The 15,961-nt window shown below is 73.5% G+C and carries 11 protein-coding genes; 8 read left to right on the top strand and 3 right to left on the bottom strand.

Translation table 11 applies throughout. The features are described 5' to 3' along the window. The first annotated feature begins 72 nt into the window (after positions 1 to 72). The 3 genes from clpX (at position 73) to ACXJKA_RS12735 (ending at position 3,017) form a co-directional block, all read left to right on the top strand. Positions 73 to 1,353 (top strand): ATP-dependent Clp protease ATP-binding subunit ClpX, encoded by a 1,281-nt coding sequence (clpX, locus tag ACXJKA_RS12745; RefSeq protein ID WP_456825577.1) that lies wholly within the window; start codon positions 73 to 75, stop codon positions 1,351 to 1,353. A gap of 31 nt (positions 1,354 to 1,384) precedes the next feature. Continuing rightward, positions 1,385 to 1,699, top strand: coding sequence for a chorismate mutase (locus ACXJKA_RS12740; protein WP_456825576.1), 315 nt, complete (start codon positions 1,385 to 1,387; stop codon positions 1,697 to 1,699). Positions 1,700 to 1,820: 121 nt separating this feature from the next. Then, positions 1,821 to 3,017 (top strand): baeRF2 domain-containing protein, encoded by a 1,197-nt coding sequence (locus tag ACXJKA_RS12735; protein ID WP_456825575.1) that lies wholly within the window; start codon positions 1,821 to 1,823, stop codon positions 3,015 to 3,017. A 121-nt stretch (positions 3,018 to 3,138) separates the two neighbouring features. Here the strand turns inward: ACXJKA_RS12735 and ACXJKA_RS12730 are convergent, their stop codons facing one another. Together ACXJKA_RS12730 and valS are read right to left on the bottom strand one after the other, a co-directional pair. Beyond that, positions 3,139 to 4,944 carry an AMP-dependent synthetase/ligase gene (locus tag ACXJKA_RS12730; protein ID WP_456825574.1) on the bottom strand — a complete coding sequence of 602 codons (1,806 nt, stop codon included), beginning with the start codon at positions 4,942 to 4,944 and terminating at the stop codon, positions 3,139 to 3,141. Between the two features lies 1 nt (position 4,945). Then, positions 4,946 to 7,573: a valine--tRNA ligase gene (gene valS / locus ACXJKA_RS12725; protein WP_456825573.1), complete on the bottom strand. Its 2,628-nt coding sequence runs from the start codon at positions 7,571 to 7,573 to the stop codon at positions 4,946 to 4,948. Between the two features lie 182 nt (positions 7,574 to 7,755). On the opposite strand from valS, the gene ACXJKA_RS12720 reads away from it, so the two are divergent. The 4 genes from ACXJKA_RS12720 to ACXJKA_RS12705 are packed head-to-tail and all read left to right on the top strand — an operon-like array spanning position 7,756 to position 14,727. Further along, entirely contained in the window at positions 7,756 to 11,592 is a 3,837-nt protein-coding gene (locus ACXJKA_RS12720) for a Pls/PosA family non-ribosomal peptide synthetase (RefSeq protein ID WP_456825572.1), read from the top strand. Continuing rightward, positions 11,589 to 12,890, top strand: a complete 1,302-nt coding sequence (locus ACXJKA_RS12715) for a M1 family metallopeptidase (protein ID WP_456825571.1) — start codon at positions 11,589 to 11,591, stop codon at positions 12,888 to 12,890. Before ACXJKA_RS12720 ends, ACXJKA_RS12715 begins: the two co-directional genes overlap by 4 nt. Before the next feature lie 59 nt (positions 12,891 to 12,949). Further along, positions 12,950 to 13,966, top strand: a complete 1,017-nt coding sequence (locus tag ACXJKA_RS12710; protein WP_456825570.1) for a TIGR03557 family F420-dependent LLM class oxidoreductase — start codon at positions 12,950 to 12,952, stop codon at positions 13,964 to 13,966. Further along, the gene (locus tag ACXJKA_RS12705; protein WP_456825569.1) at positions 13,963 to 14,727 is read left to right on the top strand and encodes a coenzyme F420-0:L-glutamate ligase; all 765 of its coding nucleotides are present in this window, start codon (positions 13,963 to 13,965) and stop codon (positions 14,725 to 14,727) included. The genes ACXJKA_RS12710 and ACXJKA_RS12705 overlap by 4 nt, the downstream gene beginning before the upstream one ends. 4 nt (positions 14,728 to 14,731) lie before the next feature. Here ACXJKA_RS12705 and ACXJKA_RS12700 read toward each other — a convergent pair whose 3' ends face one another. After that, complete coding sequence (locus tag ACXJKA_RS12700; RefSeq protein ID WP_456825568.1) at positions 14,732 to 15,307, bottom strand: HhH-GPD-type base excision DNA repair protein; 576 nt, start codon at positions 15,305 to 15,307, stop codon at positions 14,732 to 14,734. Between the two features lie 36 nt (positions 15,308 to 15,343). Here ACXJKA_RS12700 and cofC point away from each other — a divergent pair, with 36 nt between their 5' ends. Further along, positions 15,344 to 15,955, top strand: coding sequence for a 2-phospho-L-lactate guanylyltransferase (cofC, locus tag ACXJKA_RS12695; RefSeq protein WP_456825567.1), 612 nt, complete (start codon positions 15,344 to 15,346; stop codon positions 15,953 to 15,955). The last annotated feature ends 6 nt before the right edge of the window (positions 15,956 to 15,961 follow it).

The raw sequence follows: 15,961 nt of genomic DNA, 5'->3' as shown, positions 1-15,961 counted from the left end.
CCACCCCGCGGGGCGGCGCGAGAACGACGCACCGCCCGACGGGCGGAGGGCGACACGAGGAAGGGGATCGACGTGGCTCGTATCGGGGACGGGGCCGATCTCCTCAAGTGTTCGTTCTGCGGCAAGTCGCAGAAGCAGGTCAAGAAGCTCATCGCCGGACCTGGCGTCTACATCTGCGACGAGTGCATCGAGCTGTGCAACGAGATCATCGAGGAAGAGCTGGCGGAGGCCACCGAGGTCGGCCTGGTCGAGCTGCCGAAGCCGAAGGAGATCTTCGAGTTCCTCGAGCAGTACATCATCGGCCAGGAGTCAGCGAAGCGGGCCCTCGCGGTCGCGGTGTACAACCACTACAAGCGGGTCCAGGCCGGTGAGACGCGGACGTCCACCACGGACGACCACATCGAGATCGCGAAGTCGAACATCCTGCTGGTCGGCCCCACGGGCACCGGCAAGACGTACCTCGCGCAGACCCTGGCCCGCATGCTCAACGTCCCGTTCGCCATCGCGGACGCCACGGCCCTCACCGAGGCGGGCTACGTGGGCGAGGACGTCGAGAACATCCTCCTCAAGCTCATCCAGGCCGCCGACTACGACGTCAAGAAGGCCGAGTCGGGGATCATCTACATCGACGAGATCGACAAGATCGCCCGCAAGAGCGAGAACCCGTCGATCACGCGCGACGTATCCGGCGAGGGCGTCCAGCAGGCGCTGCTGAAGATCATCGAGGGCACCACGGCCTCGGTGCCGCCCCAGGGTGGTCGCAAGCACCCGCACCAGGAGTTCATCCAGATCGACACGACGAACGTGCTGTTCATCGTGGCGGGCGCCTTCTCCGGCCTGGACGACATCATCGCGGCCCGCGCGCGCAAGCGCGTGGTCGGCTTCGGGGCCCCGCTGCTCGACACCGTCGACGAGGGCGACCTGTTCGCCGAGGTGCGGCCCGAGGACCTGCAGAAGTACGGCCTCATCCCCGAGTTCATCGGCCGGCTCCCCGTCGTCGCCGCGGTCTCCCGGCTCGACCAGGACGCGCTCGTGCGGATCCTCACGGAGCCCAAGAACGCGCTGGTCAAGCAGTACCAGCGGATGTTCCAGATCGACGGCGTCGAGCTCGAGTTCGACGACGAGGCCGTGGCCTCGATCGCCGACCAGGCGCTGCTGCGCGGCACCGGTGCGCGCGGCTTGCGGGCCATCATGGAGGAGGTCCTCCAGCAGGTGATGTTCGAGGTGCCCAGCCGCGACGACGTGGCCCGGGTCGTCATCACGCGCGAGGTCGTGCTCGAGAACGTCAACCCGACGCTGATCCCGCGCGACACCGCGCAGGAGAAGCGCCCGCCCCGTGAGAAGAGCGCCTGACCGTCCCGCGTCCCGGCCTAGGATCGCGTCCGTGAGCGACCTGCCGACCCCGATCCCCGCCGAGCTGGCGCGCCTGCGCGGCAGCATCGACAACATCGACGCGGCCCTCGTCTACCTGCTGGCGGAGCGGTTCAAGGCCACGCAGCAGGTGGGCGTTCTCAAGGCGACCACGGGGTTGCCCCCGTCGGACCCGGCGCGTGAGGAGCAGCAGGTGGCCCGCCTGCGCGAGCTCGCGCACACGGCCGACCTGGACCCGGTGTTCGCGGAGAAGTTCCTCGCGTTCATCGTCGAAGAGGTCATCCGCCACCACGAGGCCATCGCGCAGGGACACGCACGCAGGGACTGACCGTCCGGGGTGGCGCACCGTCCCCGAGGGGCGGAAGGTAGGAGGGGTCAGCTCCGGCGGGCCGTGCGGGGCGGAGCACGCCTGCGGTCGCCGGGGATCGTCGATCCCGGAGGTGCTGCCCATGGACCTGCACTGGCTCAAGCCGCTGCTCGGCCGCCCGTCGCCATTCACGACCGTCTACCTCGACGCCACGCGCGCCGGGGCGACCGGTGATGCGGAGGCTCTCGAGCGGTGGAAGGCCGTCCGTCGCGCCCTCGAGCGAGACGGTGCGACCGCGGGCGTGCTGGACGACATCGCGGACGTGGTGTCCGTCCCGACCGGCGTGCGTGGTCCGCACGGTCGGGTCGTCGTCGCGGACGCCCAGGGGGTGGTCGTCGACCGCGTGCTCTCCGAGCCGCCGGCGCAGTCGCACGCGGTGTTCGGGCCGGCGCCCGCGCTCCTGCCCGCGGTGCGGGCGGCCGACCAGACCGTGACCTACCTGCTCGTCGAGGTGGACCGCAACGGCGCGGACCTCACGTGGGCTGCGGGGGGAACCGTACGGACCGAGGGTGGTCCGGAGACCGAGACCGTCGAGGGTGGGCACGACGACGTGCACAAGACGCGCGAGGGGGGACTGGACCGGCGCAGCCAGACCCGCGCGGAGGACTCGTGGGAGCGCAACGCGGAGGCCGTCGCGGCGGTGCTGGACAAGCGCGTCACCGAGCGCAGCCCCGACCTGGTGCTGGTGACCGGCGACGTGCGCGCCGTGTCCCTCGTCTGCGAGGAGGTCGGCCAGCACACGCGGGAGCTGGTGGTCGAGGTGCCCGGCGGCGGGCGTGGCGACGGCGTCCGTCGCGACGCGTTCGAGACCAAGGTGACCGAGACGTTGGCGGCGTTCCGCGAGCGGCGCCGACAGGCCGTGCTGGACCGGTTCCGGGAGGCTCAGGGTCGCGGTGGCGGCGCGGTGACGACGCTCGACGACGTCATCGAGGTGCTGCGGCGCGGCCAGGTGGCCGAGCTGGTGCTGCACGTCGACGCGCTGGCCACGGGCCTCGGGGAGCGGACGCTCTGGGTGGGACCAGAGCCGCTGCAGCTCGCGACGAGCGCGGCCGACCTCTCGTCGATCGGCGTGACGGGTGAGGCGCGGCAGATGGACGCCAACGTCGCCCTCGTCCGGGCGGCGCTCGGGCAGGACGCCGGGCTGACGTTCGCCGAGGACGGCACGGTCGACCTGGTGGACGGCATCGGCGCCGTCCTGCGCTGGTCCGACGACTCGACCCCGAGCGAGGCGGTCCCGACCCAGTCCGCCGACCAGGCCCGCCTGCGCACGGTGGTGTGACAGCACGTAACGTCCGCACTCGTGGGGGTCAGAGCCCTCGGGAGTGCGGACGTTGCGCGTGGCGGATCGGCAACGTCCGCACTCGATCGGGTCAGAGGCCCATCGAGTGCGGACGTTGTGGTCAGTCGGTGGGGCGGGTGTCCACGTAGAGCGCGTCGATGTCTGCCGCGAAGTCCTTGAGGACCAGGGCGCGCTTCACCTTCTGGGACGGCGTGAGGTAGCCGTTGGCCTCGGTGAAGTCCGTGGTGAGCACGCGCAGCTTGCGGATGGACTCGGCGCGCGAGACGGCCTCGTTCGCGCGGTCGGCGGCGCGGTCGAGCGCCTCGAGGACGCCCGGATCGGCGGCGGCCTCGTCGACGGACATGGCCGGCATGCCGTGGTTCGAGAGCCAGCCGGGGAGCATCTCGGCGTCGAGCGTGACCAGGGCGCCGATGAACGGGCGCTGGTCGCCGACCACGACGACCTGGCTGACCAGGGGGTGTCCGCGCAACCGGTCCTCGAGCACGGCAGGGGCGACGTTCTTGCCGCCGGCGGTGACGATGATCTCCTTGGTGCGGCCCGTGATCCGCAGGTTGCCCAGCTCGTCGAAGGAGCCCAGGTCGCCGGTGCGGAACCAGCCGTCGACGAGCACCTCGGCGGTCGCCTCGGCGTCGTGCCGGTAGCCGCGGAAGACGTGCGGCCCGGAGACGAAGATCTGTCCCTCGTCGTCGACCCGCAGCGCCGTGCCGGGGTACGGGGGGCCGACGGTGCCGATGGTCGTCGCGCGGGGGTGGGTCACGGCCGTCGCGGCGGTGGTCTCGGTCAGGCCGTAGCCCTCGAGGACCTCGACGCCGATGCCGCGGTAGAAGTGCCCGAGCCGCTCGCCCAGCGGCGCGCCGCCGGAGATCGCGAACTCCGCGTGGCCGCCCAGCGCCGCGCGCAGCTTCGCGTGCACGAGCCTGCCGGCCAGGGCGTGGCGGGCACGCAGGGCGGCGCCCGGGCCGCCGGTCTCCAGCGAGCGGGAGTAGTCCTCGGCCGCTCGGGCGGCCCAGCGGAAGAGCTTGAGCTTCGTCCCGGAGCCGGCCTTCTGCTCGGCCGAGTTGTAGACCTTCTCGAAGACGCGGGGCACCGCGAGGATGAACGTCGGCTGGAACGTCCCGAGGTCCGGGACCAGGGACTTGGTGTCCGGCGTGTGGCCCAGCACCGCTCCCGAGGGCACGCAGAGCACCTGGATGAACCGCGCGAACACGTGCGCGAGCGGCATGAACAGCAACGTGCGCGAGTGGGGCATCGCGACGACCTCGCCCAGGCCGGCCACCCCGTTGCGGGTGATCGCGACGAAGTTCCCGTGCGTGAGCTCGACGCCCTTGGGCCGGCCGGTGGTGCCGGACGTGTAGATGACGGTCGCCAGGTGGTCGGCGCGGGCGATCGCGCTGCGACGGCGGATCTCGGCGTCCGAGACCGCGGTGCCTGACTCGACGAGCGCCGCGACGGCGCCGTCGTCGATGACGAGGACCTCGGTGAGGCCGGGCAGGTCGTCGCGAACCTGCGCGACGACCGCCGCGTGCTTCGCGTTCTCGACCAGGGCCAGCCGGACCCCGGCGTCGGCCATGATCCAGCGGACCTGCTCGGCCGACGAGGTCTCGTAGACGGGCACGCCGAGGGCTCCGGCCGCCCAGCAGGCGAAGTCGAGCAGGGTCCACTCGTAGCGCGTGCGGGACATGATCGCGACGCGTTCGCCCGGCTCGATGCCGTGCGCGACGAGGCCCTTGGCCACCGCCGTCACCTCGGCGACGAACTCCGCGACGGTGACCGCGGTCCACGCGCCGTCGACCTGCCGCTCGGCGAACGTCCCCGTCGGGTCACGCAGCAGCCGTTCGGCGAGCATCCCGGGGATGCTGTCCGCGGGGTCGACCTCGACGAGGGTCTCGGACCGGATCTCGCGCATGTCAGGCCTTCGGCTCGGGGGGCACCAGCTCGGCGTCGCGGGCGACACACGTGTCGCCGTCGCCGTCGGCCAGCGTGAGCGTGCCGGTGACCCGGCCCGCGGACCGGATGTCGTCGAGCGCGACCTCGACGCCCGGTCGCAGGGCGGCCGGGACGGCGAGCTCGACGGCCGTGATCTCGGTGCGCATCGACAGCTTGGCCTCCGACTTGACCTTGCGCAGCGCCGCGAGCGCGGAGCCCGCCGCGGCGACGATGCCGGGGTCGGCGGCGGTGCGCAGCGGCTCGGCGGACGGCCACGGCGCGCGGTGCACCGAACCCTCGCGCCACCACGACCAGACCTCCTCGGTGGCGAACGGCAGCACCGGGGCGAACAGGCGCAGCAGCACGTCGAGGGCGATCGCCAGGGCCGTGCGGGCGGAGACCGTCTCGGGGGAGGGGTCGCCGTAGGCGCGGTCCTTGACCAGCTCGAGGTAGTCGTCGCAGAACGTCCAGAAGAACGTCTCCGACAGCTCGAGCGCGCGAGTGTGGTCGTACGCGGCGAGGGCGGCGGTGGCCTTGTCGACGACGTCGGCCAGGCCCGCCAGCATCGCGCGGTCGATCTCGACGGTGACCAGCGCCGGGTCCAGCGCGAGGGGCTCGTCGGCCGCGCCGAACGAGAGCGCGAACTTCGAGGCGTTGAGCACCTTGATGGCCAGGCGGCGGCCGATCTTCATCTGGCCGATCTCGAACGCGGCGTCGGTGCCCAGGCGCGCCGAGGCGGCCCAGTAGCGGACCGCGTCGGACCCGTGCTCCTCGAGCAGGCTCATGGGGGTGACCACGTTGCCCTTGGACTTCGACATCTTCTTGCGGTCCGGGTCGAGGATCCAGCCGCTGATGGCCGCGTCCGACCACGGGGGCGAGCCGTGCTCGAGGTGCGAGCGGACCACCGTGGAGAACAGCCAGGTGCGGATGATGTCCTGGCCCTGGGGGCGCAGGTCCATGGGGAACACGCGGCTGAACAGGTCGGGGTCGGTGCGCCAGCCGCCGACGATCTGCGGGGTCAGCGAGCTGGTGGCCCACGTGTCCATGATGTCGGGGTCGGCGGCGAACCCGCCGGGCACGCCGCGCTGGTCGGCCGTGTAGCCGGCGGGCACGTCGGAGGACGGGTCGATCGGCAGCTGGTCCTCGGTGGGCAGCAGCGGCGCGTCGTGCCGCGGCTCGCCCTGCTCGTCGAGCGGGTACCAGACCGGGAACGGGACGCCGAAGAACCGCTGCCGCGAGACCAGCCAGTCGCCGTTCAGGCCGCTGACCCAGTTCTCGTAGCGGACCTTCATGAAGTCGGGGTTGAACCCCAGCTCGGTCCCGCGTGCCAGCAGGGCCGCGCGCAGCATCTCGTCGCGACCGCCGTTGCGGATGTACCACTGGCGGCTGGTGACGATCTCGAGCGGCTTGTCGCCCTTCTCGTAGAAGTTCGCCTTGCGCTGCGTGGTGACGGGCTCGCCATCGAGGTCGCCCGTCTCGCGCAGGCCGGCGACGACCGCCTCGCGTGCGGAGAAGGTGGTCTTGCCGGCGAGCTCCTCGTAGCGGGCGCGCGCGGCGTTGGTGCTCAGCCACTCCGGGGTGTCGCGCAGGATGCGGCCGTCACGGCCCACGACGGAACGCGTCGGCAGCTGGAGCTCGCGCCACCACTGCACGTCGGTGAGGTCGCCGAACGTGCAGCACATCGCGATGCCCGCGCCCTTGTCGGGCTCGGCCAGGGGGTGCGCCAGGACGGGGATCTCGACGTCGAACAGCGGCGAGCGGACCGTCGTGCCGAACAGGTGCTGGTACCGCTCGTCGTCGGGGTGCGCGATGAGCGCGACGCAGGCGGGGAGCAGCTCGGGTCGGGTGGTCTCGATGTAGACCGGTCCGTCGGCCCCGTGGAAGGCGACCCGGTGGAAGGCACCCGGGTAGTCGCGCGCCTCGAGCTCGGCCTGCGCCACGGCGGTCTGGAACGTCACGTCCCACAGCCCGGGCGCCTCGGCCTGGTACGCCTCGCCGCGCGCGAGGTTGCGCAGGAAGGCCTGCTGGGCCACGGCGCGGGACTCCGCCGAGACCGTCTGGTAGGTCCGCGACCAGTCGACGGACAGGCCGAGCCGGCGCCAGACCGCCTCGAACAGCTGCTCGTCCTCGACGGTCAGGCGCTCGCACAGCTCGACGAAGTTCTTGCGGCTCACCGGCACCTGCGGCCCGGACTTGCCCTCGCCGCCCTCGAAGGGCGGGGTGAACTCGGCCTCATAGGGCAGCGACGGGTCGCAGCGGACGCCGTAGTAGTTCTGCACGCGGCGCTCCGTGGGCAGGCCGTTGTCGTCCCAGCCCATCGGGTAGAACACCTCGCGGCCACGCATCCGCTGGAAGCGCGCGACGACGTCGGTGTGCGTGTAGGAGAACACGTGGCCGATGTGCAGCGAGCCGGACACGGTGGGCGGCGGCGTGTCGATCGAGTAGACCTGCTCGCGGGTCGCGGTGCGGTCGAACCCGTACAGGTTCTGCGCGGTCCACGCCTCGTCCCAGCGGGTCTCGACACCGTCGAGCGAGACCCGGTCCGGTACCTGCCGCGTGCCGGTCGTGACGACGGGTGCGGTGGGCGTGTTGGGGTGCGCGGAGCTCATGGGCAGACATCTTCCCAGATCGGTGGGGCCGGGGTGGCCTGGCGACCATCCGACGAACAGTCGGTAAACACGGCTGGACGCGTACGCGACCGGAGCGCGCGTGGTGCAAGGATCGCCACTCGCCGGTCGGGAGCGGATGATCGGGTGGACACATGCACACGGAGCGACGGGGAGGCTTGCCGATGGCCTCCGAGGGCTTCCTCCGGTCGCACCTCGCCGCACCACCGCGCACCCTCCTGGACGTGCTCGACGCCACGGTGGCCGCGCACCCGGACGCCCCCGCGATCGACGACGGCAGCGCGGTCCTGACCTACCGGGAGCTGGCCGAGGCGGTCGGCGCCGGGGCCGCGGGACTCGCGGCGGTCGGCATCGGGCCGGGTGACCGGGTCGGGGTGCGCATCCCGTCGGGCACGGCCGAGCTCTACACGGCGATCCTCTCGGTGCTGGCGGCCGGGGCGGCGTACGTGCCGGTGGACGTGGACGACCCCGACGAGCGCGCGCGGACCGTGTTCGGCGAGGCGGACGTGGCGCGGGTGCTCACCGAGGGCGACCTGGAGACGAAGAAGGCGGCGCCCCCGGTGCGTCCTGGGCTCGACGACGACGCGTGGATCATCTTCACCAGCGGCTCGACCGGGGCGCCCAAGGGTGTGGCCGTGACGCACCGGTCCGCCGCGGCGTTCGTCGACGCCGAGGCCCGGCTGTTCCTGCAGGACGCGCCGCTCGGCCCGGGCGACCGCGTGCTCGCCGGCCTGTCGGTGGCTTTCGACGCCAGCTGCGAGGAGATGTGGCTCGCGTGGGCGCACGGTGCGTGCCTGGTGCCCGCGCCGCGCGCGCTGGTGCGCACGGGCATGGACCTCGGGCCGTGGCTCGTGGCGCAGGGCATCACCGTCATCTCGACGGTCCCGACGCTGGCGGGGCTGTGGCGCGGCGAGGAGCTGGCCGGCGTGCGGCTGCTCATCTTCGGCGGCGAGGCGTGCCCGCCCGAGCTGGCCGCGCGGCTGGTGGGGGACGGGCGCGAGGTGTGGAACACGTACGGCCCGACCGAGGCGACCGTCGTCGCGTGCGCCGCGCTGCTCACCGGCGAGGGGCCGGTGCGCATCGGGCACGCGCTCGACGGCTGGGACCTCGCGGTCGTCGCGCCGGACGGGACGCAGGTCGAGGAGGGCGGCGTCGGGGAGCTGATCATCGGCGGCGTCGGCCTCGCCCGGTACCTCGACCCGGCGAAGGACGCGGAGAAGTACGCGGCCGTCGACGGGCTCGGCTGGGAGCGGGCGTACCGCAGCGGTGACCTGGTCCGGTACGAGGCCGACGGGCTGCTGTTCCAGGGCCGGGCCGACGACCAGGTCAAGGTCGGTGGCCGGCGCATCGAGCTGGGCGAGGTCGACTCCGCGCTGCTGGGCCTGGCGGGCGTGGCGAGCGCGGCGGCGGCGGTCCGGCGGACACCGGCGGGGACGGCCGTGCTCGTCGGGTACGTGGTGCCCGAACCGGGCGTCGAGCTGGACCTGGCTGAGTCGCGTCGGCGCCTCACCGCGAGCCTGCCCGCGGCCCTGGTCCCGCTGCTCGCGCGGGTCGACGCGATCCCGACGCGGGGCTCCGGCAAGGTCGACCGCGACGCGCTGCCCTGGCCGCTCGAGCGGCCCGACGAGGAGTCCGCGCCCGCCGTCGGGCTCACGCCCACCGGTGAGTGGGTGGCCGAGCGCTGGACCGCCGCGCTCGGCGTCGCGGTGGCCGGCCCCGGCGAGGACTTCTTCGCGTCCGGCGGCGGCAGCCTGGTCGCCGCGCAGCTGGTCAGCGCCTTGCGCGCCCGGTTCCCCACGGTGACGGTCGCCGACGTCTACGACTACCCGCGCCTCGGGGACCTGGCCGCGCGGCTCGACGAGTTCGATGCGCCGGTCGCGGCCGACGAGCGCGTCGTCGTCCCGACGCCGCGGCGGGCCCAGGTGCTGCAGACGGTGCTCGCGATCCCGTTGGCGGCGTTGGTCGGCCTGCGCTGGCTCACGTGGCTGCTGGCGGCGGACGCCGTGCTCGTCGCGACGACGTCGGCGCCCTGGGTGCCCGTCGTGCCGGGGGTCTGGTGGTGGGTCGCGCTCGGCTGGGTGGTGCTCATCAGCCCGCTCGGCCGGATGGGGACCACCGTGCTCGTCGCGCGGGCATTGCTCGGCGACATCGAGCCGGGCCGCTACCCCCGCGGCGGGTCGATGCACCTGCGGCTCTGGTTCACCGAGTCGTGGGCCGCGGCCGCGGGGGCCGAGAACCTGTCGTGCGCGCCGTGGGTCTCCGAGTACGCACGCGCGCTCGGCGCGACCGTCGGCAAGAACGTCGACCTGCACGCGCTCCCGCCGGTCACGGGCCTGCTCACGCTCGGCAACGGCTGCGCGGTCGAGCCGGAGGTGGACCTGCGCGGGCACTGGCTCGACGGCGACGTGCTGCGGGTGGGGCGCGTGCGGATCGACAAGCGCGCGACGGTGGGGACCCGCAGCACGTTGGCACCGGGCACGCGCGTCGGCGCGTGGTCCGAGGTCGCGCCCGGGTCCGCGGTGCTCACGTCCGTGCCGCCCGGGGAGCTGTGGGTCGGCTCGCCGGCCACCTTCGACGGGCCGTCGCGCCGGCACTGGCCGCGCGACCGCGCGCCGCGGAGCCGCCGTTGGGTCGGGGCCTACGGGGCGACCGCCGCGCTGCTCGCGGCGCTGCCCGTGGTCGCCGCGGTGTGCGGGCTGCTCGTCGTGGGTCTCGGGCTGCGGGGCTCGGTGACGCTGGGGGACGCGGCGCTCGACGCCCTCATCGCCGTGCCGCTCGGCGCCGTCACCATGGTGCTGGTGCTCGCGGTCGTGACGCTCGTGGCGGTGCGCCTGCTCGCGGTCGGGATGCGCGAGGGGTACCACGCGGTCCGCAGCCGGACGGGTTGGCAGATCTGGGCGACGCTGCGGCTCATGGACGACGCCCGCACCACGCTCTTCCCGCTCTACTCGAGCATGGCGACCTCCGTCTGGCTGCGGGCGCTCGGCGCGGACATCGGCCGCGACGTCGAGGCGTCGACCGCGCTGATGATCCCGTCGATGACCTCGGTCGGGGACGGCGCGTTCCTGGCCGACGACACCCTGATCGGCTCGTACGAGCTCGGGCACGGGTGGATGCGGGTCGAGCGCAGCAAGGTGGGCAAGCGTGCCTTCCTGGGCAACTCGGGGATGATCGCGCCCGGCCGCACGGTGCCCAAGCGCGGGCTCGTCGCAGTCCTGTCCGCCACACCCGAGGACGCGCGGGCCGGCACGAGCTGGCTGGGTTCCCCGCCCGTGAAGCTGCGGCGGGTGGCGGGGGAGTCCGACGACGCGCGCACGTTCGAGCCGCCTCCGCGCCTGCGGGTGGCCCGTTCGCTGGTCGAGCTGTGCCGGATCGTGCCCGTGATCTGCACGTTCGGCCTCGGCGTGCTCGTGCTGCTCGCGCTGCAGGCGGTGCTCGACGCGTGGGGTCTGGGAGCCGCCGCCGTGCTGTCCCCGGCGGTCGTGCTGGCCGCGGCCGGCGTGGCCTGCGCGCTCGCGACGGCCGCGAAGTGGATCCTCGTCGGCCGCCTCCGGGCGGGCGACCACCCGCTGTGGAGCTCGTTCATCTGGCGCAACGAGCTCGCGGACACGTTCCTCGAGTCCGTCGCCGTCCCCTGGATGGGTCCGGCCACCATCGGCTCGCCCGCGCTCACCGTGTGGCTGCGCACGCTCGGCGCGCACATCGGCCGCGGCGTCTGGTGCGAGACCTACTGGCTGCCCGAGGCTGACCTGGTGACTCTCGGCGACTCCGCGACGGTGAACCGCGGCTGCGTCCTGCAGACCCACCTCTTCCATGATCGAGTGATGAGCATGGACACGGTGGTGCTCGGGCGGGGGGCGAGCCTCGGCCCGCACGGGGTGGTGCTGCCCGCGGCCAGCCTCGACGACGGGTCGCGCGTGGGTCCGGCGTCCCTGGTGCTGCGCGGCGACGCGATCCCCGCGGGCTCCCGGTGGACCGGCAACCCGGTGGCCCCCGCGTGACCAGCCCGGCGGAGGACCCCTACCTGCCTGGGCGGCCCGAGGGGGGCATCGACGTCGCCCGGTACGAGCTCGAGCTCGAGTACCGCGTCGCCACCAACCGCCTCGCGGGCCGCGCGGTCGTGCACGCGCGCGCGACCCGGCCGATCGACAAGGTGTCGCTGGAGCTGCACGGGCTGCGGGTGTCTCACGTGCTCGTCGGCGGACGGCGCCCCGACCGGTGGACGCACCGCGGGGGCCGGATCTCCATCCGGCTGGGCCGCGAGGTTCCCGCCGGGACCATGCTCGTCGTCGAGGTCATCTACGGCGGGCAGCCCGGGCCGGTGACGGGCCCGTGGGGCGAGGTCGGCTGGGAGGAGCTCGAGGACGGGGTCATCGTCGCGGGCCAGCCCGACGGCGCGCCCAGCTGGTTCCCGTGCCACGACAGCCCCGCGGACAAGGCGACCTTCGGCATCGCCATCTCGGCCGAGGCAGGCTACGAGGTGGTCGCCAACGGGCGCCTGCTGTCGCGCACCCCGCGCGCGGGCCGCGTCCGGTGGGTGTACGAGCAGAGCGAGCCGATGGCGCCCTACCTCGCCACAGTGCAGATCGGCCGGTACGCGCGGGCCTTCTCCGGCGGCGAGGTGCTCGTCCCGGCGCGCCTGCGCGCCGCGGCCATGCACGACCTCGGCCGGCAGCCGCAGATGCTCGCGCTCTTCGAGGACCGCTTCGGGCCCTACCCGTTCGGCTCGTACACCGTGGTGGTGACCGACGACGACCTCGAGATCCCGCTCGAGGCGCAGGGGCTGTCCGTGTTCGGCGCCAACCACATGGACGGGCGCCGCGGGTCGGAGCGCCTGGTGGCGCACGAGCTCGCGCACCAGTGGTTCGGCAACAGCCTCACGGTCGCGCGCTGGAAGGACATCTGGCTGCACGAGGGGTTCGCCTGCTACGCCGAGTGGCTGTGGTCGCAGGAGGCCGGCGGCTGGGCCGCCGACCGGCACGCGCGGGCGGCCTGGGGGCGCCTCGCCGGCCTGCCGCAGGACCTCGTGATCGGGGATCCCGGGCCTCACGCCATGTTCGACGACCGGCTGTACAAGCGCGGTGCCCTGGCCCTGCACGCCGTGCGGGTCACGGTCGGGGACACCACCTTCTTCGACATCCTGCGCGCGTGGACCGCCCGGTTCCGGCACGGGTCCGTGAGCACGGAGCTGTTCGTCGCGACCGCGAGCCACGTCTCCGGGATGTTCCTCAGGCCCCTGCTCGACGAGTGGCTCTACGCCGCTGCCCTGCCCGCGCTGCCGGTGCCCACCCGCGGTTAGGGTGAACGCGGGGATGACCTCGCGGACCACCGCGAATCCCTCGTTCACCAGGAGTGTTGATGGCACAGGTCACGGCGGACGGCCTCACGGTCGGGTACGCGGCGATGCTCGAGCAGTTCCACCCCACCGAGGCGGTCGACCTGTCCGCCCACGCGGAGGCCCACGGGTTCTCCGGCGTCATGGCGGCCGACCACTACCAGCCCTGGGTGCCGGCGCAGGGGCAGGCGGCGTTCGTCTGGAACGTGCTGACCGCGCTGGGCGAGCGCACGACCGGTGACATCGGCCCCGGCGTGACGGCGCCGACGTTCCGCTGGCACCCCGCGATGGTCGCGCAGGCGTCGGCGACCCTGGCCGCGATGTACCCGGGCCGGCACTGGCTCGGGCTGGGTTCGGGCGAGGCGCTCAACGAGCACATCGTGGCCGGCTACTGGCCCGAGGCCCCCGAGCGCATCAACCGCATGTTCGAGGCCATCGAGATCATCAAGAAGCTGTTCTCGTCGTCGATCGCGGGCAAGGACGTCAAGCACGCCGGGCAGTTCTACAAGCTCGAGTCCACGCGACTGTGGACCATGCCGGAGGTCGCGCCCGAGATCCTCGTCGCCACCGCCGGGCCCGTGACCGCCAAGCGCGCCGGCCGCCTCGCCGACGGGCTCATCACCGTCGGGGCGCCGCTGGAGAAGATCTCCGGGCTGTTCGGCAAGTTCGACGAGGGCGCCCGTGAGGCCGGCAAGGACCCGGCGTCGATGCCGAAGGTGCTGCAGCTGCACCTGTCCTGGGCCGAGACCGACGAGCTGGCGCTGGCGCACGCGATGCACGAGTGGCCGAACGGCGGCATGAAGTTCCCCAAGGCCGACATCCGCTCCCCGTTCGACTTCGAGCAGATGGCGAAGCTGGTCCGCCCCGAGGACTTCGAGGGTCGCATGGTCATCTCCGCGGACCCCGACAAGCACCGCGTCGAGATCCAGAAGTACGTCGACCTCGGCTTCGACCGCATCTACCTGCACAACGTCGGGCGCAACCAGCGCGAGTGGATCGAGACCTTCGGGGCGGACGTGCTGCCCAAGCTGGTGCGATGACCGCGCGCCTCGAGGTCTGGGCGCCTGCCGGGCTGCCGGAGATCGCGCCCGGCGACGACCTGGTCGCGCTGCTCGCCGACCTGCTCCGCGACGACCCGCCGGTCGACGGCGACGTGCTCGTGCTCACGTCGAAGGTGGTCTCCAAGGCCGAGGGCCGCGTGGTGTCCGCCGACGACCGCGAGCAGGCGATCACCGACGAGACCGTGCGCGTCGTCGCCACCCGCGAGCACTCGACCGGCGTCACGCGGATCGTCGAGAACCGGCTCGGCCTCGTCATGGCGGCCGCCGGCGTCGACGCCTCGAACACGCCCGAGGGGACCGTGCTGCTGCTGCCGGTCGACCCGGACGCGTCGGCGCGTCGCCTGCGGGCGGGGCTGTCGGACGTGTTCGGCGCGCGGATCGGCGTCGTCATCACCGACACGGCCGGGCGGCCGTGGCGGCAGGGCGTCACCGACATCGCGATCGGCGCCGCCGGGCTCGTGGTGCTGGACGACCTGCGCGGTCAGGCCGACACGTTCGGCCGCCCGCTGGTCATGACGCAGGCGGCGGTGGCCGACGAGATCGCATCCGCCGGCGAGCTGGTCAAGGGCAAGGCCGAGGGGCGGCCGCTCGCCGTCGTCCGCGGGCTCGGGCACCTGGTGACCGACGACGACGGCCCCGGCGCGCGGGCGCTGGTGCGGCTCGGGGCCGAGGACATGTTCGCCCAGGGCAGCGCCGAGGCGTACTCGCAGGGCTGGAAGGACGCGCTGCGGGACCAGTGAGGGCTCAGCCGGCCTGTGCCTTCGCCGCGGCCTTGGCCGCCTGCTTCGTCGCGCGGACCTCGCTCAGCGACACGGGGTCAGTGACGTCCGCGATGGACCGACGAGCCCCGGGCTCCCCGTAGGCGCCGGCCGCCTCGGCCCAGCCGGCGGGCTGCACGCCGCGCTGCTTGCCCAGGAGCGCGAGGAAGATGCGGGCCTTCTGGTCGCCGAAGCCGGGCAGCGCCTTGAGCCGCTCGAGGACCGTGGGCCCGTCGGGGTCGCCGTCGGTCCACAGCCGGGTCACGTCGCCGTCGTAGTCGTGCACGATCGCCGCGGCGACGGCCTGGATGCGGCCGGCCATCGAGCCGGGGTACCGGTGCACGGACGGCGGGGTCGCGCACAGGGCGGCGAACGCCTCGGGATCCGCCTCCGCGACGCGGTGCACGTCGAGCCCGTCCATGCGGGCGGCGATCTTGGCGGGGCCCGCGAAGGCTGACTCCATGGTGACCTGCTGGTCGAGGAGCATTCCGATGAGCAGCGCGAACGGGTCGTCGGTCAGGAGCTGGTCGGCGGTCGGGTCGCCGGTGAGCCAGAGCGTCATGAGGGCATCCTCTCGCGGGTGGGGGAGGATGCGCCCGTGCGATGGGTCGTGGTGGTACCCGTGAAGCCGGCCGCAGACGGGAAGACGCGGCTGGCCAGCGCGTTGTCCCCGTCGTCGCGGGAGCGGCTGGTGCGGGCGATGGCGATCGACACGATCGTCGCGGCGGCGGCCGCCGAGGGCGTCGAGCGGGTGGTGGTCGTGACCGCCGACGGACCGTTGCGGGAGCTGCTCGCGGCGACCGTGGAGCTGGTGGACGAGCCCGGCGGCGGCCTGAACGCGGCCGTGCGCGCGGGCATCGACCGCGCCCGCGCGGGGGACGTCGGGATCGCCGCCCTGCTGGGCGACCTGCCCGCGCTGCGACCGGCCGACCTCGCGGACGCCCTGAGCATGGCCGCGGCGCACGACCGTGCCGTCGTCGCCGACGCCGACGGAACCGGCACGACCCTCCTCACGGCGCTGCCCGGGCTCGCGCTCGACCCGCGGTTCGGCGCGGGATCCGCGGCGGCGCACGAGCGGGCCGGGCACGTCCGGCTGGCGGTGCCGGCCACGTCGACCGTGCGGCGGGACGTCGACGTGGCCGACGACCTGGCGGAGGTCGTGCGGCTCGGCGTCGGCGGCGCGACACGCGCGGTGCTCGGCGTGGACTGACGGTCT

The organism is Cellulomonas sp. P5_E12 (assembly GCF_054049315.1).
This window is presented reverse-complemented; position numbering and strand designations above follow the sequence as displayed.